The 23,039-nt window shown below is 71.6% G+C and carries 21 protein-coding genes; 18 read left to right on the top strand and 3 right to left on the bottom strand.

Annotated elements, in window-relative coordinates:
* The first annotated feature begins 44 nt into the window (after positions 1 to 44).
* From argH to ACIBNA_RS28390, 6 genes are all read left to right on the top strand, one after another.
* Positions 45 to 1,478, top strand: a complete 1,434-nt coding sequence (gene argH, locus ACIBNA_RS28415; protein ID WP_399168034.1) for an argininosuccinate lyase — start codon at positions 45 to 47, stop codon at positions 1,476 to 1,478.
* 164 nt (positions 1,479 to 1,642) lie between these two features.
* Positions 1,643 to 2,614 carry an aldo/keto reductase gene (locus ACIBNA_RS28410; protein WP_399168033.1) on the top strand — a complete coding sequence of 324 codons (972 nt, stop codon included), beginning with the start codon at positions 1,643 to 1,645 and terminating at the stop codon, positions 2,612 to 2,614.
* An 85-nt stretch (positions 2,615 to 2,699) separates the two neighbouring features.
* The gene (locus tag ACIBNA_RS28405) at positions 2,700 to 3,251 is read left to right on the top strand and encodes a TetR/AcrR family transcriptional regulator (RefSeq protein WP_399168032.1); all 552 of its coding nucleotides are present in this window, start codon (positions 2,700 to 2,702) and stop codon (positions 3,249 to 3,251) included.
* On the top strand, positions 3,248 to 4,780 hold the full coding sequence (locus tag ACIBNA_RS28400; RefSeq protein ID WP_399168030.1) for an MFS transporter: 1,533 nt from the start codon (positions 3,248 to 3,250) through the stop codon (positions 4,778 to 4,780). Before ACIBNA_RS28405 ends, ACIBNA_RS28400 begins: the two co-directional genes overlap by 4 nt.
* Before the next feature lie 157 nt (positions 4,781 to 4,937).
* Positions 4,938 to 5,555: a hypothetical protein gene (locus ACIBNA_RS28395; protein WP_399168029.1), complete on the top strand. Its 618-nt coding sequence runs from the start codon at positions 4,938 to 4,940 to the stop codon at positions 5,553 to 5,555.
* A 16-nt stretch (positions 5,556 to 5,571) separates the two neighbouring features.
* Positions 5,572 to 5,949, top strand: coding sequence for a sensor histidine kinase (locus ACIBNA_RS28390; RefSeq protein WP_399168099.1), 378 nt, complete (start codon positions 5,572 to 5,574; stop codon positions 5,947 to 5,949).
* 184 nt (positions 5,950 to 6,133) lie between these two features.
* Here the strand turns inward: ACIBNA_RS28390 and ACIBNA_RS28385 are convergent, their stop codons facing one another.
* On the bottom strand, positions 6,134 to 6,808 hold the full coding sequence (locus tag ACIBNA_RS28385; protein ID WP_274815076.1) for a 1-acyl-sn-glycerol-3-phosphate acyltransferase: 675 nt from the start codon (positions 6,806 to 6,808) through the stop codon (positions 6,134 to 6,136).
* A gap of 403 nt (positions 6,809 to 7,211) precedes the next feature.
* Here ACIBNA_RS28385 and ACIBNA_RS28380 point away from each other — a divergent pair, with 403 nt between their 5' ends.
* The 3 genes from ACIBNA_RS28380 (at position 7,212) to ACIBNA_RS28370 (ending at position 9,519) form a co-directional block, all read left to right on the top strand.
* The gene (locus ACIBNA_RS28380; protein ID WP_399168028.1) at positions 7,212 to 8,381 is read left to right on the top strand and encodes a glycerophosphodiester phosphodiesterase; all 1,170 of its coding nucleotides are present in this window, start codon (positions 7,212 to 7,214) and stop codon (positions 8,379 to 8,381) included.
* Positions 8,382 to 8,469: 88 nt separating this feature from the next.
* Positions 8,470 to 8,964, top strand: coding sequence for an RNA polymerase sigma factor (locus tag ACIBNA_RS28375; RefSeq protein ID WP_399168027.1), 495 nt, complete (start codon positions 8,470 to 8,472; stop codon positions 8,962 to 8,964).
* Positions 8,965 to 9,021: 57 nt separating this feature from the next.
* A complete protein-coding gene (locus ACIBNA_RS28370; protein ID WP_399168098.1) occupies positions 9,022 to 9,519 on the top strand; it encodes a GNAT family N-acetyltransferase in 498 nt (165 codons plus the stop codon).
* 68 nt (positions 9,520 to 9,587) lie between these two features.
* On the opposite strand, the gene ACIBNA_RS28365 is transcribed toward ACIBNA_RS28370, so the two are convergent.
* The gene (locus ACIBNA_RS28365; protein ID WP_399168026.1) at positions 9,588 to 10,016 is read right to left on the bottom strand and encodes a hypothetical protein; all 429 of its coding nucleotides are present in this window, start codon (positions 10,014 to 10,016) and stop codon (positions 9,588 to 9,590) included.
* On the bottom strand, positions 9,997 to 10,356 hold the full coding sequence (locus ACIBNA_RS28360) for a hypothetical protein (RefSeq protein ID WP_399168025.1): 360 nt from the start codon (positions 10,354 to 10,356) through the stop codon (positions 9,997 to 9,999). Before ACIBNA_RS28360 ends, ACIBNA_RS28365 begins: the two co-directional genes overlap by 20 nt.
* Positions 10,357 to 10,425: 69 nt before the next feature.
* Between ACIBNA_RS28360 and ACIBNA_RS28355 the strand changes: the two genes are divergently transcribed.
* From ACIBNA_RS28355 to ACIBNA_RS28315, 9 genes are all read left to right on the top strand, one after another.
* Positions 10,426 to 11,076: an HAD family hydrolase gene (locus ACIBNA_RS28355; protein ID WP_399168024.1), complete on the top strand. Its 651-nt coding sequence runs from the start codon at positions 10,426 to 10,428 to the stop codon at positions 11,074 to 11,076.
* A gap of 385 nt (positions 11,077 to 11,461) precedes the next feature.
* Positions 11,462 to 12,496 (top strand): methionine ABC transporter ATP-binding protein, encoded by a 1,035-nt coding sequence (locus tag ACIBNA_RS28350; protein WP_399168023.1) that lies wholly within the window; start codon positions 11,462 to 11,464, stop codon positions 12,494 to 12,496.
* Positions 12,493 to 13,200 carry a methionine ABC transporter permease gene (locus ACIBNA_RS28345; protein WP_399168022.1) on the top strand — a complete coding sequence of 236 codons (708 nt, stop codon included), beginning with the start codon at positions 12,493 to 12,495 and terminating at the stop codon, positions 13,198 to 13,200. Before ACIBNA_RS28350 ends, ACIBNA_RS28345 begins: the two co-directional genes overlap by 4 nt.
* A gap of 62 nt (positions 13,201 to 13,262) precedes the next feature.
* Positions 13,263 to 14,081, top strand: coding sequence for a MetQ/NlpA family ABC transporter substrate-binding protein (locus ACIBNA_RS28340; RefSeq protein WP_399168021.1), 819 nt, complete (start codon positions 13,263 to 13,265; stop codon positions 14,079 to 14,081).
* Positions 14,082 to 14,221: 140 nt separating this feature from the next.
* Positions 14,222 to 14,854: a GNAT family N-acetyltransferase gene (locus tag ACIBNA_RS28335; protein WP_399168020.1), complete on the top strand. Its 633-nt coding sequence runs from the start codon at positions 14,222 to 14,224 to the stop codon at positions 14,852 to 14,854.
* Between the two features lie 154 nt (positions 14,855 to 15,008).
* Positions 15,009 to 16,229, top strand: a complete 1,221-nt coding sequence (gene cbiE, locus ACIBNA_RS28330) for a precorrin-6y C5,15-methyltransferase (decarboxylating) subunit CbiE (RefSeq protein ID WP_274815067.1) — start codon at positions 15,009 to 15,011, stop codon at positions 16,227 to 16,229.
* A 367-nt stretch (positions 16,230 to 16,596) separates the two neighbouring features.
* Positions 16,597 to 20,751 carry a nicotinate-nucleotide--dimethylbenzimidazole phosphoribosyltransferase gene (gene cobT, locus ACIBNA_RS28325; RefSeq protein ID WP_399168019.1) on the top strand — a complete coding sequence of 1,385 codons (4,155 nt, stop codon included), beginning with the start codon at positions 16,597 to 16,599 and terminating at the stop codon, positions 20,749 to 20,751.
* A 159-nt stretch (positions 20,752 to 20,910) separates the two neighbouring features.
* Positions 20,911 to 22,152, top strand: a complete 1,242-nt coding sequence (gene cobA / locus ACIBNA_RS28320) for a uroporphyrinogen-III C-methyltransferase (protein WP_399168018.1) — start codon at positions 20,911 to 20,913, stop codon at positions 22,150 to 22,152.
* 64 nt (positions 22,153 to 22,216) lie between these two features.
* The gene (locus ACIBNA_RS28315) at positions 22,217 to 23,035 is read left to right on the top strand and encodes a TrmH family RNA methyltransferase (RefSeq protein ID WP_399168016.1); all 819 of its coding nucleotides are present in this window, start codon (positions 22,217 to 22,219) and stop codon (positions 23,033 to 23,035) included.
* The last annotated feature ends 4 nt before the right edge of the window (positions 23,036 to 23,039 follow it).

Here is a 23,039-nt window from a genome sequence, read left to right as displayed (position 1 = left end):
TAAAGGTCTGCGTCACATTCATACCTCTCTAGGAGCAACGCAAAGTGAGCAGCAACAGCGGTGACGTACGGCTCTGGGGCGGCCGTTTCGCCGACGGTCCCGCCGAGGCCCTGGCCAAGCTGTCCGCGTCCGTCCACTTCGACTGGCGGCTCGCGCCGTACGACATCGCCGGTTCGCGTGCGCACGCGCGCGTGCTCCACAAGGCGGGCCTGCTCACCGAGGACGAGCTGACCCGGATGATCGCCGGGCTCGACCAGCTGGAGGCGGACGTCGCCGACGGCTCCTTCGTGGGCACCATCGCCGACGAGGACGTGCACACCGCCCTGGAGCGCGGCCTGCTGGAGCGGCTCGGCCCCGACCTCGGCGGCAAGCTGCGCGCGGGCCGCTCCCGCAACGACCAGGTCGCGACCCTGTTCCGCATGTACCTGCGCGACCACGCCCGGGTCATCGGCGGCCTGATCGCCGAGCTCCAGGACGCGCTGATCGGCCTGGCCGAGGCCCACCCGGACGTGGCGATGCCCGGCCGCACCCACCTCCAGCACGCCCAGCCGGTCCTCTTCGCCCACCACGTCCTCGCCCACGTCCAGGCACTGTCCCGGGACGCCGAGCGGCTGCGCCAGTGGGACGCGCGCACGGCGGTGTCGCCCTACGGCTCGGGCGCGCTGGCGGGCTCCTCGCTGGGCCTGGACCCGGAGGCGGTGGCGAAGGACCTCGGGTTCGAGCACGGCTCGGTCGGCAACTCCATCGACGGCACGGCTTCCCGGGACTTCGTCGCCGAGTTCGCGTTCATCACGGCGATGATCGGCGTCAACCTCTCCCGGATCGCCGAGGAGGTCATCCTCTGGAACACGAAGGAGTTCTCCTTCGTGACCCTGCACGACGCGTTCTCGACGGGCTCGTCGATCATGCCGCAGAAGAAGAACCCGGACATCGCCGAGCTGGCGCGCGGCAAGTCCGGCCGTCTGATCGGCAACCTGACGGGCCTGCTGGCCACGCTCAAGGCCCTCCCGCTCGCGTACAACCGCGACCTCCAGGAGGACAAGGAGCCGGTCTTCGACTCCATCGACCAGCTGGAGATCCTGCTGCCCGCCTTCACCGGCATGATGGCCACGCTCACCGTCCACCGCGAGCGCATGGAGGAACTGGCCCCGGCCGGCTTCTCCCTCGCCACGGACATCGCCGAGTGGCTGGTCAAGCAGGGCGTACCGTTCCGCGTCGCCCACGAGGTGGCCGGTGAGTGCGTGAAGGTCGCCGAGGCGGAAGGCAAGGAACTGGACGAGCTGACGGACGAGCAGTTCGCGAAGATCTCCACCCACCTGACCCCCGAGGTCCGCTCGGTCCTCAACGTCCCGGGCGCGCTCGCGTCCCGCAACGGCCGGGGCGGCACGGCCCCGAGCGCGGTGGCGATCCAGCTGACAGAGGTGAAGGCGGACGTGGTTGCCCAGCACAACTGGGCAACAGCGCGACAGCAGGCCTGACAGGGGCGCGGGGCTGTATCGATTTGCGGCTCCGCCGCGTGGGCGCGACAAGTCACAGGCGACCCGCACCCGCCCCAAAACACAGCAAGATCCGGGCTCTCGGGCGAAGGTCATCCCGGGGGTTACGTTGGTCGAAAGCCGCAGCCGACCGAACGGAGCCCCCGATGCCCTTCGCCCGCCTGGCCACAGCGACAACCCCCACCTGCCACATCGGCCTCGGCCTCGCCGCCGTCGGACGCCCCGGCTACATCAACCTCGGCCGAGACGAAGACCTCGGAGACGACCGCAGCGTCGAGACGCTGCGCAACCGCACACATGAACTCCTGGACGCCGCCTACGCCCAAGGCGTCCGCTACTTCGACGCCGCCCGCTCCTACGGCCGCTCGGAAGAGTTCCTCGCCGACTGGCTGAACACAAGGCCCGGCCTCGATGACATCGTCGTAGGCAGTAAGTGGGGGTACACCTACACCGCCGACTGGTCCACCGACGCAGAGAGGCACGAGGTCAAGGAACACACCGTCGCCACCTACGAACGGCAGCGCGCCGAGAGCGACGCCCTGCTCGGCGACCGGCTCGACCTCTACCAGATCCACTCGGTGACCCCGGACAGCCCGGCCCTCACCGACAAGGAACTGCACGCGAGGCTCGCGGAAGCCGCCGTCCAGGGACTCACCATCGGCTTCTCCACCAGCGGTCCCGCCCAAGCGGACGCGATCCGCGCCGCCCTCGCCGTGACGGTCGACGGCGAACCCCTCTTCCGTACCGTCCAGTCGACGTACAACGCGCTGGAGACCTCCGCCGCGCCCGCCCTCGCCGAGGCACACGACGCCGGGCTCACCGTGATCGTCAAGGAGGGCATGGCCAACGGCCGGCTCGCCGGGCCGCACGCCCCGGACGTCCTGAAGGAGATCGCCGAGGAGACCGGGCTGGGCTGTGACGCCGTCGCCCTGGCGGTGATCCTGCGGCAGCCCTGGGCCGGCGTCGTCCTCTCCGGCGCGGCCACCACCACCCAGCTCTCCTCCAACCTGCACGCGGCGGTCGTCGACCTCGACGACGACCAGCTGACCCGCCTCGCCACGCTCGTCGAGGAACCGCAGGCGTACTGGGAGCGGCGCGGCCAACTGCCCTGGCACTGATCACCACCTCTTCGTGGACCGGCAGTCGTGAGGCACGCATGCCCAGCATGAGACGTTCATGTCTCATATGGAGTATGTTCGTCTCATGGCTGTCGATCCTGACCACGTGCTGCGCACCGCCGCGGCCCTGCTGACCCGCAAATCCACCGCGACCATGGACGAGGTCGCGAAGGCCGCCGGGATCAGCCGCGCCACGCTGCACCGCCACTTCGCCGGGCGGGACGCGCTCGTCCGCGCGCTGGAGTCGCTGGGCATCGCGGAGTGCGAGGCCGCGCTGGACGCCGCCCGGCTCGACGAGGGCACGGCGAGCGAGGCCGTACGCCGGCTGGTCGGGGCCATCGAGCCCGCCGCCGGACTGCTCGGGTTCCTCTACACGGAGAACCAGCTGTTCGAGGGCGAGGAGCAAAACCCGGGCTGGACCCTGATCGACGACCGGATCTCCGCCCTGTTCCGGCGCGGCCAGCTCAGCGGCGAGTTCCGCATCGACCTCACGCCGGCCTGGCTCACCGAGGCGCTCTACGGCCTGCTGGCCTCCGGCGCCTGGATGGTGCAGAGCGGCAAGGGCGCCCCCAAGGACTTCCAGCACATGATCGTCGAGCTGCTGCTCGGCGGCGCACTACGGAGAGAGGAATCATGACCAGCACCCTGCAGCCGGCTGAGACGGCCGAGACGGTGAAGCGCCCGGGCCGCTGGCTCGCGCTCGGCGTCCTCGTGCTCGCCGTGCTGCTGGTGGCCGTCGACGCGACCGTCCTCGGTCTCGCGACCCCCTACATCAGCGAGGACCTCAAGCCCTCCGGCACGCAGTTGCTGTGGATCGGCGACGTCTACTCGTTCGTCATCGCCGGTCTGCTCGTCTCCATGGGCAGCCTCGGCGACCGGATCGGCCGCAAGCGGATCCTGCTGGTCGGTGCCACGGCGTTCGGCGCGATATCCGTGTTCAACGCCTACGCCACGACACCGGAGACGCTGATCGTGGCGCGGGCGCTGCTCGGCGTCGCCGGCGCGACCCTGATGCCGGCCACGCTCGCCCTGATCCGCAACCTCTTCCACGACCCGCGCGAACGCAGCCTCGCCGTCGGCATCTGGGGCGCCACCGCCTCCGCCGGTACGGCCGTCGGCCCGATCGTCGGCGGGTTCCTGCTGGAGCACTTCTGGTGGGGCTCGGTCTTCCTGATCAATCTGCCCGTGATGGCCGTCCTGGTCCTCGTCGGCATCAAGCTGCTGCCCGAGTCGCGGACCGCGAACCCCGGCCCCTGGGACCTGGCCAGCGTCGTGCTGTCGCTGGTCGGCATGGTCGGTGTCGTGTACGCGATCAAGGAGGCCGCCACGCACGGCTTCGCGTGGGACACCCTGGCCGTGGGTCTGCTGGGCGTGGCCGCCCTCTACGGGTTCGTACGCCGCCAGTTCACGCTTCCGGCCCCGCTGCTGGACATGCGGCTGTTCAGCAACCGCGGCTTCAGCGGGGCGGTGCTGGCCGATCTGCTGACCATCCTCGGACTGTCCGGGCTGGTGTTCTTCCTCTCCCAGTACCTGCAACTCGTCCAGGGCAGGCGCCCGTTGGAGGCGGGGCTGGCGGAACTGCCCGCCGCGATCGGCGCGGTGGTTGCCGGTCTGGTCGCCGGGCGCGCGGCCCGGCGCTTCTCGGTGCGGGCCGTCGTCTCCGCAGGGCTCGCGGCGATCGGCCTCGCCCTGGCCGCTCTCACGGTGATCGACCAGTCCACCGGCTACCCGCTGCTCGGTGCCGCGCTGCTGGTGGTCGGCGTCGGAGCCGGTTTCTCGTTCACCGTGACCGCCGACGTGATCCTCTCCAGCGTGCCCAAGGAGCAGGCCGGTTCCGCGTCCGCCGTGTCCGAGACGGCGTACGAACTCGGCGCGGCCCTCGGCATCGCCGTGCTCGGTTCCATCGTGACCGGCGTCTACCGCGACTTCACCGGTCCGGCAGGCACACCGGCCGCGGCCCACGAGTCGCTGGGCGGCGCCGTGGAGGCGGCCGCGAGCATGCCCGCGCACACCTCCGCGGTGATGCTGGACGCGGCCCGCACGTCCTTCGTCGACGGCCTGGCCCTCGCGGCGGGCGTCGGCGCGGCGGTCCTCCTGGCCGCCGCGGTGGCGACGTGGTTCCTGTTGCGGGGGCAGCGGCTGGAGGACGGGGCGGAACACCCGTAGCCCGCCGCGGCCGAAACGGCGAGATGCCGCCGCTGAACAGCACGGCACTCAGCTGGGGACCCCTCCCGGGGAGGGACGCATATCCTCCTGCCGCTCAGATCCCCTACGAGACTTCGCCAGGTGACAGATGACACCGAGTGGACGACTGCCTCGTCCGGTGCCGACCGCCTCCATCGCGCTGCTCATGGCCCTTGTGGGGCTGGTCGCGTGCTCGTCCGGCGGCAGCAGCGACGGCGGTGCGCCCGACCCGTCCGGCGGCGGCCCGTCCAGCGCGCCGGCTCCCACCCGGGCCATGAGCACCTGGGTGGGCAAGGTGTGCACCGCCGACAAGGACCTCCAGGCCCAGCAGGGCGCGGCGCGCGTCGCGGCCCTGAGCTACGTGCCGCGCAAGCCCACCCGCGAGCAGCTCGCTCACTTCGTCAGGGCGTCCCACGAAGGGCTCCAGGAGAAGGCCAAGGAGTTCCTGGAGATCGGCCCGTCACCCGTCGCGGGCGCAGACGAGGTCACCGCCGCCTACGTCGCGGCACTTCAGGGCGCTGCCGCCGAGGTCGGAAAGGCGCGGAAGACCCTGGCCGGCGCGTCGTCGTCGGACGTGTTCACCTCCACGTTCCCGATGGCAGTGGCCGACGACGTGAACTCGGCCGTGCCGAAGGACGCCGACCTGCCGAGCCTGCTCTCCCGCAACCCGGCACTCGAACAGGCCTACAAGGCTTCCCCGGATTGCCAGGGCCTGACTCCACTCACCCTCGACCCCGCGCCCACGCCCTCGGCCTGAAAGCGATGATCTCTTCCTGGCGGTCGATTGCCGTTCGGCCCGCTCTCTGACGCCGCCTTCAAGCCCGTTTTCGCCCTCGCCTGATGGTCTTGGCTCCGTACCCGACGTCGTTCCCCACGGCCGAAGGAGCCACCGATCGGTCATCGGCGACCACGACGCCCTGCGCCGGGCCGTCGGCAACCTGCTCTCGAACGCGGTCCGGCTGGCCCCACCGGGTTCCCGCATCACCGTCGCGGCCGGCCGGGACGGCTCCTGGCTCTGGACGGCGGTGCGGGACGAGGGCCCGGGCATAGGCGACGACGACCGGGCGAGGGTCTTCGACCGCTTCTGGCGAGCCAAGGGCAACGGCGGCGGCCGCGACCGCCCTGCCGGCCTGGGCCTGGCCATCGTCTGACAGATAGTCGAATCACACGGCGGCCAGGTCCGCCTGTTCTCACGGGTGGGGGAGGGCTCTACGTTCGTGCTGTGGTTCCCGGCGTCGGGAGAGAGTCAGACGAACGGCGGCCCGCCGGATACGGCGCCCCTTTAGCGGCGCGGGGAACTGCGCGACAAGCCCCCACCAAGCCGCACCCGAAAAGCTACGCCGCTTCCTTCGCCTTGCTCGCGTACATGTCCACATACTCCTGCCCGGACAACCGCATGACCTCACTCATCACCGAGTCGGTCACGGCCCGCAGCACATACCGATCCCGGTCCATCCCTTCGTACCGGGAGAACTCCATCGCCTCACCGAACCGGACCGTGACCTTCCCCGGCCGGGGAAGACCCGCCCCACCCGGCTGGAGCCGGTCCGTCCCGATCATGGCGAACGGCACCACGGGCGCACCCGTCATCAAGGTCAGCCGGGCGATGCCGGTCCGCCCCCGGTACAGCCGCCCGTCGGGCGACCGCGTCCCCTCCGGGTAGATCCCGAACACCCGGCCCTCCTCCAGCACCCGGCGCCCGGTCATCAGCGCGGCGACACCACCCCGGCCACCGTCACGATCCACCGGGATCATGCCGACGCCCGTGAAGAACCAGGCCATCAGCCGGCCCTTGAGGCCCTTCCCGGTCACGTACTCGTCCTTGCCGATGAAGAAGACCTGCCGGTCGCAGACCAGCGGCAGGATCATCGAGTCGATGAACGTCAGGTGGTTGCCGGCCAGGATGACCGGACCGTCGCCGGGAATGTGCTCCGCACCTTCCACCTGAGGGCGGAACATCAGGCGCATGATCGGGCCGAGCACTGCCTTGATGAGCGCGAAGCGGGACAACGGGCCCTCCGTGTCAAGGGATGCGGTATGAGTCTGTGCAGGTGAGGACGATACTCGTGGCCCCGGGGGTCGCGCACATCGGGCACGGGGACTTAACCGAGGTCTTACGCACCAATGACGCGGGTTCACCTGCGGTGACCTGCCGTGGACGATGCGTAACCCGGCCGCCACATGTGACGGACGTCGCTCCCCGGGCGTATCGGACGCGTTCCCAGAACCGCCGCACCGAATCGCCGGGACGCCACGAACCCGACGAGCCGTCGACGCGCCGTCAGTTCCCCGCCCCCACCGGCCACTACGACATCCGTCGTCACCCACGTGTTCCGCCCGGCGTCTCCCACCCGTCATGTACGCGCCCGTACGATCGGCCCGCACTGACGAGCCGACGGCAGGGAGGGCGCTCATGGGAACGCAGAGGCCGAACGAGGAAACGGATGGAACCGGACGGCGGGCCCTGCTCGGCGCGGCGGTGCTGCTCGGCGCCGGGGGAGCGGTCCTCGGCATGACCGGCACGGCGAGAGCCGAAAGCATCCGCGGCGGGCATGGCGGTCTGAAGAGCCTGCCCAAGCCGACGATCGTCGGCCACCGCGGGGCCAGCGGTTACCGCCCGGAGCACACCTTCGGCTCGTACCAGCTGGCCCTCGACATGGGTGCCGACATCGTCGAGGCGGGCGACCTGGTGCCGACGAAGGACGGTCACCTCGTGTGCCGTCACGAGCCGGAGATCGGCGGAACCACGGACGTCGCCGAGCACCCCGAGTTCGCCGACCGCAAGAAGACCAAGCTCCTCGACGGTGTCTCCACCACCGGCTGGTTCACCGAGGACTTCACGCTCGCGGAGCTGAAGACCCTGCGGGCGATCGAGCGCATCCCGGCCAACCGCCCGCACAACACCCTCTACAACGGCCGCTGGGAGATCCCCACCTTCGAAGAGGTCCTGAAGTGGCAGGACCAGCAGACCCGCGAGCGCGGCAAGCAGGTCTGGATCTACCCCGAGCTCAAGCACCCCACCTACTTCCGCAAGCAGGGCCTCCCCCTGGAGGAGCGGGTCGCCAAGCTGCTGCGCAAGTACCGCAAGGACCGGCGCACCTCCCCGGTCATCCTCCAGTCCTTCGAGCCGACCAGCATCGAGCGCCTCAATAAGCTCGTCGACAACCCCCTGGTCGTCCTGCTGTCCTCGGCGAACACCCGCCCCTGGGACTTCGTCGAGACGGGCGACCCGCGCACGGTCGCCGACCTGGTGAAGCCGGCCGGCCTGCGGGAGATCGCCTCCTACGCGCAGGGCATCGGCCCGACCCTGGACCTGGTCATCCCGCGTGACGCCAAGGGCGACCTCACGCAGCCCACGACGCTCGTCGCGGACGCGCACAAGGTGGGCCTGATCCTGCACCCGTGGACGCTGCGCAACGAGAACCCCTTCCTGCCGGCGAACTTCCGCAAGGGCACGGACGCGGACGCCTACGGTGACGTCTTCGGCGCGTACAAGGCCTACTTCGCGACCGGTATCGACGGCGTCTTCACCGACCAGCCCGACACGGGCCTGCTGGCCCGCGAGGACTTCGTCGGCAACTGAGCGTCAACATGTGAGCTCACACCCCACGGTCGAGTGGCCTTCGGCCGCCCGGGCAACCCGCAGCCCGGGCGGCCGCGTCGCTCCCCATATGACGCACGACCTGGTCGCCGCCCTGCGCCCGTTGCTCGCCGCTGAGGCCGCCGCGGAGGGATATGCCGCCGGAGCCGAGCCGGGTGACCTGGAGCAGGCGGTCTGGCTCCGCCTGCTGGAGCGCCTCGACGCCGAGGGTCCGCCGCTCGACCCGCAGGAATGGCTCCGCCGGGCCGTCCGTTCCGAAGCGCGCCGCACCCGCCGTACGAGCCGCCTCGAACGGCCGTACGCCGTCGAACCGGTCGACGACGGCGGTCGCGATCCGGAGCAGCTCGCCCTCGCCGCGGCCCGCGGCCGTGCCCTGCGCGAGGCCGTGCGCCGCCTCCCCGGCCGCTGCCCCCGGCTGATGGAGGCCCTGCTCTCTCCCGAAGACCTGACATACCGGGAAATCGCAGGGGAGTTGGGTATCTCACAGGGGAGTCTTGGCCCGGAACGTTCCAGATGCCTGGGATGTCTGCGCAGATTACTCACACCGGAGGTTGCGGCCTGCTGAGGACGGGGATAGGAGTGAGGAACGACAGGTGATCAGATGAGCGGGAGGCGTGCGCACATGGGCATGAGCGTGACCATCTCTGCGGCGGCCGAGCAGGACGCGGAGCAGATCTTCAGGCTGCAGTACCTGTGCTTCCAGCCGGAGGCGGCGCTGTACGGCAACTACCGCATCGACCCGCTCGTCCAAACCCTCGACTCGGTCCGCGAGGAGGTCGCCCGGGACTGCGTCTTCGTGGCCCGGCTCGGCGACGAGGTCGTCGGCTCCGTCCGCGGCTCGGTCACCGAGGACGGCACCGCCGCGATCGGCAAGCTCTGCGTCCACCCCCGCCTCCAGGGCCACGGCATCGGCGCCCGCCTCCTCCGGGCGGCCGAATCGGCCCTCGCCGACCAGCACGGCGCCACCCGCTTCCGCCTCCACACCGGCCACCGCAGCGAGGGCAACCTCCGCCTCTACCGCAAGGTCGGCTACGAAACGGTCGGCACGTCCCAGGGCGCGGACGGCGTACCGATGATCGTCCTGGAGAAACCGGCCGGAACCTACGCGACGACGGCTTGATTTCGCCCTTCAGGGGCGCGGGGAACTGCGCGATCAGCCACACGTGGCCCGCGGCCGCCTGACGAACCTCAGGCGGCACCCTCCCGAGGCGCACCCTTCCTCAGCCAGTGGATGGCGGTCAGCGGCAAGAGCACGGGAATGAAGACGTAGCCCATCCCGAAGTCCGACCACACGGTCGCATCCGGAAACGCCGACGGCTCGATCAACGTCCACGTCCCCACCGTCAGCACACCCACCAACTCGGCGACACAGCACGCCAACGCGGCCTTGCGCGCCGTTTCCCCGCCCCGCACCAACGAGTACGTGATGAACCCGTAGACCACACCCGCGACGGCGGACAGCGAGTACGCGAGCGGCGCCCGGTCGAACTCCGTCGCGATCTGAAACGCGGATCGCGACACCGCCCCGACGACCATCACGCCGTACAGCCACACCAGCAGCGTGCCCGGCCCACTGGTCAGCCGCCGCCGGCTCACCTCAGCCTCCCCAGATGTCATAGAGCCGCACCTCCAGCACAGCCAGCACCACACCGCCGGCGGCGACCGTCACCGAACCCCACCGGGTGCGCTCCGCCAGCGACATGAACCCCGCCGCCGGGATGCACGCGAACGCCCCCAGCAGATACGCCACGAAGATCGTCGTGCCCTGCTCCGGCTTCTCGCCCTGCGCCAGCAGCACGATCCCGGCCACGAGCTGGATCAGCGTCAGCAGCGTGACCACGGCCATCCCGATGAAGTGCCAGTCCTTCGTCGGCTGGTCGCGGTAGGCGGCCCAGCCGCACCAGGCGGCGAGCAGCAGCGCGGCGACGCCGGTCACCAGCGTCAGGGCATCAAGCATGCTGCGACCTTATTACGGCCGAAAAGGCCCGATGCCTGCGGCCCTGGCCCGCACCGTAGGGTCGAGGACATGAAGATCCACGCGCACGCCCTGCTGTTCGACAACGACGGAACCCTGGTCTCCTCCCTCGCCTCGGTGGACCGCTGCTGGACGCGGTGGGCCACGGAGTACGGGATCACGGCCGAGGAGTTCGCCCGGGTCGAGCTGCACGGCCGGCCGGCCGCCGAGATAGCCGCCGACCTGCTGCCCGCCGACCTGGTGCCGCAGGCCGTCGCGCGGATCGAGGACCTGGAGGTGGAGGACGTACCCAACGGCGGGGTGCACCTGCTGCCGGGGACCAGTGCCTTCCTCGACTCCCTGCCCGCCGAGCGCTGGGCCGTCGTCACCTCCGCCACCCGGCGGCTGGCCGAGGCCCGGCTCGACGCCGTCGGCATCCTGCCCAAGACGCTCGTCGCAGCGGACGACGTGACCCGTGGCAAGCCCGACCCCGAGCCCTACCTGCTCGCCGCCCGCACCCTCGGCGTCGACCCGGCCCACTGTGTCGTCTTCGAGGACGCCCCCGCGGGTCTCAGCGCCGGCCGGGCCGCCGGCATGACCACCGTGGCGTTGACCACAACCCACCAGGCCCATGAGCTCCAGGCCGACCTGGTGGTCGAGAACCTGTCGGCCTTGTCCGCACTGGTCACCGAGCAGGGTGTGGAGATCTCCCTCCGCGGCTGACGAAAGCCGGCCGAGTCCGGACCCTGTCCACCGCTGTCCAGCATCCGGACAGCGGCGGCCGGTCAGGACCGTACGCGTGTTTTACTGACGGCATGACCACGACGAGCGACCGCATCCCCGCGACCGAGGCGACCATGACGCCCGGTGCTCGTTGTATGTGTCGAATGTGCGCCTTCTAGAGGGCCCCTGCACCACCCCTGAGCTCGCGCCCCGAAGCGAGACCGCGGCATGTCCGCACGCCCTGAGCCGTGCGTGACGCCAAGCCGCCCGCGCACATGTTCTCCCCGGTTCCACGCCCCTGCGAGAACCGTGTCGCGTCCCTGAACGAATGCACCTGTGCCCGGGCACACCCACGCCCGCGCACTCGACAGTGACGGAAACCCACGTGATCACCACAACGGACCTGACCAAGGTCTACCGTTCGCGCGGCCGCGAGGTCACCGCCCTGGACGGCGTCGACCTGCACGTCCGCGAAGGCGAGGTGTACGGCGTCATCGGCCAGTCCGGCGCCGGCAAGTCCTCGCTGATCCGCTGCGTCAACCTCCTGGAACGCCCCACCTCCGGCACCGTGACGGTCGCCGGGCGGGACCTCACCGCCCTGGCCGGCCGCGGCCCGCGCGCCGGAAAGGAACTGCGGCAGGCGCGCAGCCGGATCGGCATGGTCTTCCAGCACTTCAACCTGCTGTCTTCCCGGACCGTCCAGGACAACGTCGAACTGCCGTTGGAGATCCTCGGCAAGTCCGGCAGGGAACGCTCCCGCAAGGCATTGGAGCTGCTGGACCTGGTCGGCCTCGCCGACAAGGCGGGGGCCTACCCCGCCCAGCTCTCCGGCGGCCAGAAGCAGCGCGTCGGCATCGCCCGCGCCCTGGCCGGCGACCCCAAGGTGCTGCTGTCCGACGAGGCCACCAGCGCCCTCGACCCGGAGACCACCCGCTCGATCCTGGCACTGCTGCGCGACCTGAACCGGCAGCTCGGCCTGACCGTCCTGCTCATCACGCACGAGATGGACGTCGTGAAGTCGGTCTGCGACTCGGCCGCGCTCATGGAGGACGGGCGCATCGTCGAGTCGGGCACCGTCAGCGAACTCCTGGCCACCCCGGGCTCGGAACTGGCCGCCGCGCTGTTCCCGCTCGACGGCGAGGCCTCCGGCGAGGATCGCACCGTCGTCGACGTCACCTTCCAGGGCGAGAGCGCGACCCAGCCCGTCATCTCGCAGCTCGCCCGCACCTACAACATCGACATATCGATCCTCGGCGCCGCCATCGACACCGTCGGCGGCCTCCAGGTCGGCCGGATGCGCATCGAACTGCCCGGCCGCTACGAGGACAACGTCGTGCCGATCGGCTTCCTGCGCGAACAGGGCCTCCAGATCGACGTCCTCGGTCACGAGTCCGTTCTGGTGAAGGAAGGTGTCAAGTGACCTGGTCCGAGATGCAGCCCCTGCTGGAACAGGCGTGCTGGGACACGCTCCACATGGTCGGCTGGTCCACCCTCATCGCCGTCGTCGGCGGACTGCCGCTCGGGATCCTGCTGGTCCTCACCGACCGCGGCGGCCTGCTCCAGAACGTCATCGCCAACAAGGTCATCGGGCAGATCGTGAACATCGCCCGCTCGCTGCCGTTCATCATCCTGATGGTCGCGCTGATGACCTTCACCCGCTGGATCACCGGCACGACCATCGGCCGCGAGGCCGCCATCGTGCCGCTCGCCGTCGGCGCCATCCCGTTCTTCGCGCGTCTGGTCGAGACGGCCGTCCGCGAAGTGGACCACGGGCTCGTCGAGGCCGTGCAGGCCATGGGCGGCAACACCTGGACCGTCGTCCGCAAGGTCCTCGTCCCCGAGTCCCTGCCGTCGCTGATCTCCAGCACCACGACCACGGTCGTCGCCCTCATCGGCTACTCCGCGATGGCGGGCACCGTCGGCGCCGGCGGCCTCGGAGACATCGCCATCCGCTACGGCTACCAGCGCTTCGAGACCCAGATGATGTGGATCACCGTCGCGATCCTCGCGGTCGTCATCTCGGTCATCCAGTTCGCCGGCGACTACGCGGCCCGCTCCCTGCACCGCCGCGGCGCCCACTCGGGCCCCGCCCCGAAACTGCGGCTGCTCAAGGCCGCCTCCTGAACTCCCCGTCCACCCACAACGGGGTCGCACCACCCGCAAGGCCATAAGGAAAGGCACTTTTCGTGCGTAACACCGCCAAGATCACCACCGCCGTCCTCGCCGCCGGAGCCCTCACCCTCGGGCTCGGCGCCTGCGGCGCGGGCACCTCCGGCTCCGACGGACCCCTGATCGTCGCCGCGAGCCCCGTCCCGCACGCCGAGATCCTCACCTACGTCAAGGACAACCTGGCGAAGAAGGAGGGCCTCGACCTGGAGGTCAAGGAGTTCACCGACTACACGTCGCAGAACCCCGCGACGCAGGACGGCTCCGTGGGCGCCAACTACTTCCAGAACAAGCCGTACCTCGACGACTACAACAAGAAGAACGGCACCGACATCGTGCCCGTCGTCACGGTCCATCTGGAGCCGCTCGGCCTCTACTCCCACAAGGTCAAGAAGGCCGACGACCTGAAGAGCGGTGCGACCGTCGCCGTCCCCAACGACACGGTCAACGAGGCCCGCGCCCTCAAGCTCCTCGCCGCCCACGGGCTCATCACCCTCAAGGACGGCGTCGGCAACGAGGCGACCCCCTCCGACATCACCAAGAACCCCAAGAACCTCAAGTTCAAGGAGCTGGAGGCGGCCCAGACGCCGCGCTCCCTCGACGACGTGGACGCCGCCGTCGTCAACGGCAACTACGCCATCGAGTCCGACCTCAAGCCGGCGAAGGACGCCCTCGTCCTGGAGTCCCCGAAGAACAACCCGTACGGCAACTTCCTCGCGGTGAAGAAGGGCCAGGAGGACGACCCGCGCGTGAAGAAGCTCGCGAAGCTCCTCACCTCGCCCGAGGTGAAGAAGTTCATCCAGGACAAGTACGCCGGCTCCGTGCTCGCCTCCTTCTGAGCCCACGCCCGGCACCCGTCACGCACGGGGTCCTCCCTCATCCGGTGGGGAGGACCCCGTGGTGCGGATCAGTGCTTTCATGCTGCATGCTGGGCAGTTCAGCAGGCCCTGAAGGTTCACCGAAGGTAACGGAGCGGCGCATGACGAGCACCTTTCCCAACGTCTCCATCAGCACGGAGCGGTTGGTCCTGCGTCCCTTCGAGGAGCCGGACATCCAATCGTTCGCCGACATGATGAACGACGAGCTCGTCACCGCCTGGACCTCCGTCCCGCACCCCTACACCGAGGCCCACGCGCGCTCCTGGATCACCGAACTGGCCCCCGCCGAACGTGCCGAGGGACGCGGCATAGTCTTCGCCGTCACCGAGTTCCTCACCCAGCGCCTCGTCGGCGTCGTCCACCTTCGCAACACCGACTGGCGGATCCGCTCCAGCGAGATCTCCTACGTCATCGCCCCCTGGGCCCGCGGCGAGGGCTACGCCTCCGAGGCGGCGCTCATCACCGCGCAGTGGCTCTTCAACGACCAGAAGTTCGAGCGCCTCGAACTGCGCACCCCGGCCGACAACACCGCCTCCCAGCAGGTTGCCCAGAAGATCGGCTGCATCAGCGAGGGAGTGCTGCGCGGCGCCTGGATAGCCCGGGCACGCAGGGACGACGGCGAATGGACCGAGGTGCGCACCGACCTGATCGTCTGGAGCCTGCTCCCCGAGGACCTCGAAGGCGTGGGCGACCAGCTGCCCGGCGGCTTCACGTCCTTCGGCGACTGGAACTGACGTCGGTGACGTGAACTGACCGAACGGACACGGCGCGCGACGGCACCGCCACCCCCTCCGCCGGCTTCACCGGGTACTCTCACGAAGCCCACCTGCGGGCCGCTCATCACGCGGCACACAGACGACCTGCGCAAACCCCTGGAGACTGACGACGATGGCCGACCGGGTCACGGTGATCGGCTGGGACGGTTCGCCGCTGACCGCCGCGGCACGCGCCGCCCTGGGTGCCGCCACGCTCGTGGCGGGTGCCGCCCACCATCTGGCGCTCCCCGAGGTACCCGCCGGTGCCGAGCGCATCCGCCTCGGCAGTGTCGCCCTCGCCGCCCGCCGCATCGCCGCCCACCGCGGCACGGCCGTCGTGCTCGCCGACGGCGACCCGGGCTTCTTCGGTGTCGTACGCACCCTGCGCGCCCCCGAGTTCGGCCTCGAAGTCGAAGTCGTCCCCGCCGTCTCCTCGGTCGCCGCCGCTTTCGCCCGCGCCGGCATGCCCTGGGACGACGCACAGGTGGTCGTCGCACACCGCCGCACCCTGCGCCGCGCGGTGAACGTATGCCGCGCCCACACCAAGGTGGCAGTCCTCACCTCACCCGGCGCCGGCCCCGCCGAACTCGGCCTGCTCCTCGAAGGAGTCCACCGCTCCTTCGTCATCTGCGAGGAACTCGGTACCTCACACGAGCGGGTCAGCGTCGTCACCTCCGACAAGGCCGCCGACTACACCTGGCGCGACCCCAACGTCGTCATCGTCCTCGGTGGCCCGGCCGGACCCGGCACCGCGGGGGAGACCGGCGGCTGGATCGCCGGCCGCGACCCGTCCGCCGGACCACGCGGCTGGTCCCTGCCCGCCGAGGCCTACGGCGGTGACCTCGGCGAGGGCGAGACCCAGTTGCTGCGCGCCTCCCAACTCGCCCGCCTCGGACCGCGGATCGGCGACCTCGTGTGGGACATCGGCTGCGGCAGCGGTGCCTTCGCCATCGAGGCCGCGCGCGCCGGCGCCGCCGTCATCGCCGTCGACCACGACCGGGCGGCCTGCGCCCGCACCGACGCGGCGGCCCGCCGCCTCGGCGTCCAGCTCCAGATCGTGCACGGCACCGCCCCGCACGTCCTGGAGAACCTCCCCGAACCCGACGTCGTCCGCGTCGGCGGCGGGGGAGCGGCCGTCGTCTCGGCCGTCGCCGACCGCCGCCCGCAGCGCATCGTCACGCACGCCGCCACCCGGGACGCCGCCGAACTCGTCGGCCGGGACCTGACGGAGCACGGATACGGCGTCGAGTGCGCCCTGCTCCAGTCCGTCGAACTCGACACCCGGGCCTGGACGGAGAAGGAACGGAGCGTCGCGTTCCTGCTCAGCGGGGTGCTGCCCCGCCGCAGCACCTGACCCCGCCGCCGTCCCCGTGATCGGGTTGTCGTACTGCGCGCGGTAGGCTGGCCGATCGCTGCACCGCACGCGGACGTCCGGCAGATCGTCGGTCAATGTCCGGAAAGCCCGCCCGTTTTGGGGTGAGTGTGGTACGGCAGAACCGGAGGACGCGCAACGTGGCGCAGTCCACAGCGGAACCGTCGCGGATCAACGTGCCGTGACGGTGGTTCGGCCGCAACAATGCCAGTGAGTGGCTTTGTCGCCTTTTACGGGCGGGCCGTTCGTGCCGCTGGGGACGCACGCTCGTTCTTCACTGTGGGGCGGTCGGTGCGCCGTTCCGGGTGAGCTGGTCGTAGGAGCACTAACCGATGGGCGAGGGGTACGCATGACCGACACCGGCCAGGTCCCGGGCGAGGGACTGCCGGAGAACGCAGGCATGGTGGAACAGCCGGGCGCCCCCGCGCACGGTGCGTACGCCTACCTCTCCGAGAACACCGCCGAGGACGAAGACCTGCTGCTGCCCGGCTCCCACGGCGCCTGGGGCAACGAGGTCGCCCCGCCCGCGCCGGAGCCGGTCGTGGAGGCCGTGCACCAGCCGGGCCCGCACGAGCTCTCGGGCCGCGACAGCGGCTCGGTCGACCTCGGCGGCGTCCGCCTGCCCGACCCGCCGCCGATCCCGCCCATCACCCCGCGTCGGCCGCTGCATCTCGGCCCGCCCCTCCCCGACAGCTCCGCCAGCCCGGTCCGCTCGCTCGCCGACCGCGGCCCCGCGGAAGCGCCGGCACGACAGCCCGCAGCGCCGGCGCCCGGCCCCGAGTACCTCGACGCCCCGCGTGCCCCGGAGGCGCCCGCGCAGCCGGCCGCGCCCTGGGGCGCGCAGGTCCAGCCCCAGGCCCCGGTGAGCGCCGGGGCGGCGCCTGCGGAAACGGTTGTTCCACAGGCAGAGCCGGCGGGCACGGCCCAGGCCGTCGCAACCCGCGTCGCCCCGGGACCGGCCCACGCGGCACCGGCGACGCAGGCCGCCTACGCCGAGCAGCCCGCGCAGGGCCCCTACGTCGAGCAGCCCGCACAGAGCACGGCGGCGCCCGGCGCGCCCGCCGGTGACCAGGTGGCTACCGGCGAGCCGGAGCAGGCCGTCCCCGCGCAGGGCGCGGAGGGTGCGGGTGAGCCGGTTGAAGCAGGCGTCGGCCCGGCTGGTGAGCAGGTGGCCGCCGCCGAGCCCGGGGTTGCGGGTGACCCGGCTGGCGCGGGCGTTGGCCCGGCCGGTGACCATGCGGCCGCCGCCCAGCCGGAGCAGGGCGTTTCGGCGCAGGGGGAGGGGGTTGAGGGCGACCCGGCCGGCGCGGTCGGTCCCGCGGCTGCCCCTGCGGTCACCGCCCAGCCGGAGCAGGGTGTTTCGGCGCAGGACCCGGGCGTTGCGGGTGAGCCCGCTGCCGGGGGCGTCGGTCCGGACGCCGCGCAGGTGGCTGCCGCCGAGGCCGGGGCCGTCCCCGTTTCGGGATCGGTTCCGGCGGACGCGCCGGGGCCGGTCGTGGACGGTTCCGGTCAGGACGGTGAGCCGGCACTTGCCGATGGTTCTCCCGAGGTGCCCGGGCCGGGTGCCGCGGGCGAATCCGCCGACGGTGGTGAGCAGGCCCCGGCGGCTGCCGCGGAGCAGGGCGTGGCGCCCGCTCCCGTCCCGGAGGCCGCACCGGTGCCCGAGGTAGTCCCGTCCCCGGAGGCTGCCGCCGCGCCCGAACATGCTGTCGTAGCTCCGTCCGAGGCGGATGCGGCGGAGACCGTCGCGGCCCAGGCGCCGGACGCAGTCGGCCCCGACGCGGCTGCACAGGCCCCCGCAGCGGAGACTGCCCCGGAGGCTGCCGCACCGGCCGTGCCGGCGACCGAGTCCGTCGCGCAGGAGCCGGAGGTCGGCGTCGATGAGACCGCGCCGCAAGCACAGTCCCCTGAGCCGATCGCCCAGGCCCCCGAGGCAAGTGACGCCGGGGCAGCCGCGCAGGAACCCGAGATGACGGCACCGCAGGCCGCCGCTGCCGCTCCCGAAGCGCCCGCCGAGGCCACCGAGGCGCCCGCGCCTGCCACGCCCGCCCCGGCCACCGGGACGGCCGCCCCGGAAGCCGGCGTTCCGACTGCCGAGGCCCCCGCGCCCACCGACGCACCCGCCCCCGAGGCGCCCGCCGAGGCACCAGAGGCGACAACACCGGCTCAGCCCCCCGCCGCGACAGCGCCCCCTCAGCCCACCGAGACGGCCACCCCCGACTCCGGAGCCGAGGCCCCCGCACCTGCCCAGGCCACCCCCGACGCGACCGCCGAGGCAGCGGCACCGGCTCAGGCCCCCGAGACAGCCGCGCCGGACGCGTTTGCCGACCCGACTGCCGAGGCGGCGGCGCCGGTCCCCGAGCCGGTAGCCGCCACGCCCGAGAACGCCGAAGCCATCCCGGCCCCCGCGGCACCGCAAGCCCCCGAGACCTCCTCCCACACCCCGGAAACCCCGCAAACCCCCCAGCCCCCGGAGAGCACCCCGGCATCCGCCGAGGACGTCACCGTCGTACTCCCCGGCCCGGCCCCGGACGAGCAGGCCGGACAGCACGTCCAGGGCCCGCAGCAGTCCCAGGCCGCCGTCCCCCAGCCGGCACAGCCCGAGGCGGAACCCGTGGTCATCGTCCCCGCACCCCGCGAAGGCGACGCCGAACTCGCACAGAACGTCGACGACCTGGACACCCGGGGCGCCGAACAGGAAGACCTGGCGGACCAGGAACGCCACGAAACAGAGAGCGCGGCCGCAGTGGCAGAAGCACGACAGTCCACCGGCCCCGCCGCCCCCGGCTACGACCCCGCCGAGCGCGAGGCCGTGCTGAAGGTCATGCGCGAACGCCGCGACATCCGCAACGGCTTCCGCAGCGACCCCATCCCGCACGAGGTGCTGCTCCGCGTCCTGGAGGCCGCCCACCACGCGCCCTCCGTCGGTCACTCGCAGCCCTGGGACTTCGTCGTCATCCGCTCCGCCGACACCCGGCGCGCGATGCACGAACTGGCCATGCGCCAGCGCGACGCGTACGCGAAGTCCCTCCCCAAGGGCCGGGCGAAGCAGTTCAAGGAACTGAAGATCGAGGCCATCCTCGACACCCCGGTGAACATCGTCGTCACCGCCGACCCGACCCGCGGCGGCCGCCACACCCTCGGCCGTCACACCCAGCCCCAGATGGCGCCGTACTCGGCCGCCCTGGCCGTGGAGAACCTCTGGCTCGCCGCCCGTGCCGAAGGCCTCGGCGTCGGCTGGGTCAGCTTCTTCGACGAGCGCGAGATGGTCCGCGCCCTCGGCCTGCCCGAGCACCTCGAGGTCATCGCCTACCTGTGCGTCGGTTACGTCGACGAGTTCCCGGACGAGCCCGAGCTGCTGCAGGCGGGCTGGTCCAAGCGCCGCCCGCTGTCCTGGGTCGTGCACGAGGAGACGTACGGCCGTCGCGCCCTGCCCGGAGAGGAACCGCACGACCTGCTCGCCGAGACCGTGGCGCAGATCCGCCCGCTGGACGCCAAGGCGCTCGGCGAGGCGTGGGAGCGCCAGAAGCGAATGACCAAGCCGGCCGGTGCGCTGGGCATGCTGGAGATCATCTCCGCCCAGCTGTCGGGCCTTTCCCGCCAGTGCCCGCCGCCCATCCCGGAGCCCGCGGCCGTCGCGATCTTCGCCGGCGACCACGGCGTGCACGCGCAGGGGGTCACCCCCTGGCCGCAGGAGGTGACGGCCCAGATGGTGGCCAACTTCCTCGGCGGCGGCGCCGTCTGCAACGCCTTCGCCACCCAGGTGGGCGCCGAGGTCTGCATCGTCGACGTGGGCGTCGCCGCCGACCTCCCGGCCACGCCGGGCCTGCTTCCCCGCAAGGTCCGGGCGGGCACGTCCGACCTGACCACCGGCCCCGCGATGACCCGCGAGGAGGCCAAGCAGGCCATCGAGGTGGGCATCGAGACCGCCCGCGACCTGGTCGCCGCCGGCAACAAGGCCCTGCTCACGGGTGAGATGGGCATCGCCAACACGACCGCCTCCGCCGCCCTGATCTCCGTCTTCACGGGTGCGGACCCGGCCGAGGTCACGGGCCGGGGCACCGGCATCAACGACGAGACCCTCGCCCGCAAGACCGAGGTCGTCCGCCGCGCCCTCGAACTCCACCAGCCGGACCCGGCCGACCCGGTCGGTGTGCTCGCCGCGATCGGCGGCTTCGAGCACGCCGCCATCGTCGGCCTGCTCCTCGGCGGCGCGTCCCTGCGCACGCCGGTGATCCTGGACGGCGTCAGCGCCGGCGCCGCCGCCCTGGTGGCCCGCGCCATCGCCCCGGAGGTCCTGGCGGCCTGCATCGCCGGTCACCGCAGCGCCGAGCCCGGCCACGTGGCCGCCCTGAACAAGCTCGGCCTGCGCCCCCTGGTCGACCTCGACCTCCGCCTGGGCGAGGGCACGGGCGCCCTCCTGGCCCTGCCGTTGGTCCAGAGCACGGCCAGAGCGATGCACGAGGTGGCGACGTTCGATTCGGCGGGAGTGACTGAGAAGTAAGGCTCCTGTGGTCCGCGTGGGTGCGTGGGCACGGACCCACGCACCCGCACCCGGCGATCACGCCCAGCCACCGGACACCTGTGCCACCCCGAACACCCGCGCCGTAAAATCCGCACGTCAGGGCTACCGAACCACCGCCGCAACAGGAGCCGCACCTTCATGGCCGAACACCCCGCCTACCCCGTAGGCCTCCGCCTCACCGGCCGCCGCGTGGTCGTCCTCGGCGGCGGCCAGGTCGCCCAGCGCCGTCTCCCGGCCCTCATTGCGGCGGGCGCGGACATCGTCCTCGTGTCCCCCGAGGTCACCCCCTCCGTCGAAGCCATGGCGGACGCCGGCGAAATCACCTGGCACAAGCGCCCCTACGGGGAAGGCGACCTCGCGGACGCCTGGTACGCCCTGATCGCCACCGGCGACACGGAAGCGAACACCAGGGCCTCCGCCGAGGCGGAACGCAACCGCGTCTGGTGCGTTCGCTCCGACGACGCGGACGAGGCGACGGCCTGGACCCCGGCCACCGGCCACAGCGAGGGCGTCACGGTTGCCGTACTGACCACGGACGCCCGCGGCCGCGACCCCCGCCACACCGCCGCCATCCGCGACGCGGTCGTCGAGGGCCTGCGCGACGGCACGCTCGTCGCCCCCCACCACCGCACCCGTACGCCCGGCGTCGCCCTGGTCGGCGGCGGCCCCGGCGACCCGGACCTGATCACCGTGCGCGGCCGCCGCCTGCTCGCCGAGGCCGACGTGGTCATCACCGACCACCTGGGCCCGCGCGACCTGCTCGCGGAACTGCCGTCGAGCGTCGAGGTGATCGACGCCGCGAAGCTGCCGTACGGCAGGTTCATGGCGCAGGAGGCCATCAACAACGCCCTGATCGAGTACGCAAAGCAGGGCAAGTCGGTCGTACGGCTCAAGGGCGGCGACCCCTTCGTCTACGGCCGGGGCATGGAGGAGGTCCAGGCGCTCGCCGAGGCCGGCATCCCCTGCACGGTCGTGCCCGGCATCTCCAGCTCCATCTCGGTCCCGGGCGCCGCCGGCATCCCGGTCACCCACCGCGGCGTCGCCCACGAGTTCACGGTGGTCAGCGGCCACATCGCCCCCGACGACGAGCGCTCCCTGGTCGACTGGCCGTCCCTCGCCAAGCTGACCGGCACGCTGGTGATCCTCATGGGGGTCGCCACGATCGGGAAGGTCGCCGAGACGCTCATCGCCCACGGCAAGGCCCCGGACACGCCCGTCGCCCTGGTCCAGGAAGGCACGACGGCCGGCCAGCGCCGCGTCGACGCCACCCTGGCGACGGTCGGGGAGACCGTACGGACCGAGGACGTGAAGCCTCCGGCGGTCATCGTCATCGGCGAGGTCGTGAAGGTCGGCCCCACGGTCGGCGCACCCCGCGAGTAACCCCGGGTAACACAGTCCGTCCCAAGCCGTTGGCACCGCACCCAGGACAAGGCAGTATCACCCTGTGGCCGATCTCATCACCATCGAGGATCCCGACGACCCGCGCCTGCACGACTACACCGGCCTGACCGACGTGGACCTGCGCCGCAAGCGCGAACCCGCCGAGGGCCTCTTCATCGCCGAGGGCGAGAAGGTCATCAGAAGGGCCAAGGAAGCGGGCTACGAGATGCGGTCCATGCTGCTCTCGGCCAAGTGGGTCGACGTCATGCGCGACGTCATCGACGAACTCCCGGCCCCCGTCTACGCCGTCAGCCCCGAACTCGCCGAGCAGGTCACCGGCTACCACGTGCACCGCGGCGCGCTCGCCTCCATGCAGCGCAAGCCCCTGCCCACGGCAGCCGACCTCCTCCAGGCCGCCCGCCGCGTCGTGATCATGGAGTCGGTCAACGACCACACCAACATCGGCGCGATCTTCCGCTCCGCCGCCGCCCTCGGCATGGACGCGGTCCTGCTCTCCCCGGACTGCGCCGACCCCCTCTACCGCCGCAGCGTGAAGGTCTCCATGGGCGCCGTCTTCTCCGTGCCCTACGCCCGTCTGGACACCTGGCCCAAGGGCCTGGAGTCGGTCCGCGAGGCCGGCTTCACCCTGCTCGCCCTCACCCCCGACGAGAAGGCCCGGCCCCTCGACGAGGCAGCCCCGCACACCATGGACCGCGTGGCCCTCATGCTCGGCGCCGAGGGCGACGGCCTGTCCACCCAGGCCCTGGTCGCCGCCGACGAGTGGGTCCGCATCCCCATGTCCCACGGCGTCGACTCCCTCAACGTGGGCGCGGCGGCGGCCGTGGCCTTCTACGCCGTGGCCACCGGCCGCCCTCAGACCTAGGGGC

Origin of the sequence: Streptomyces sp. NPDC050164, from assembly GCF_044459945.1 — a bacterium.
GTDB classification, from domain to species: domain Bacteria; phylum Actinomycetota; class Actinomycetes; order Streptomycetales; family Streptomycetaceae; genus Streptomyces; species Streptomyces coeruleorubidus_A.
Note: the sequence above shows the minus strand (reverse complement) of the source record. Positions and strands in the feature narration are given on the sequence as shown.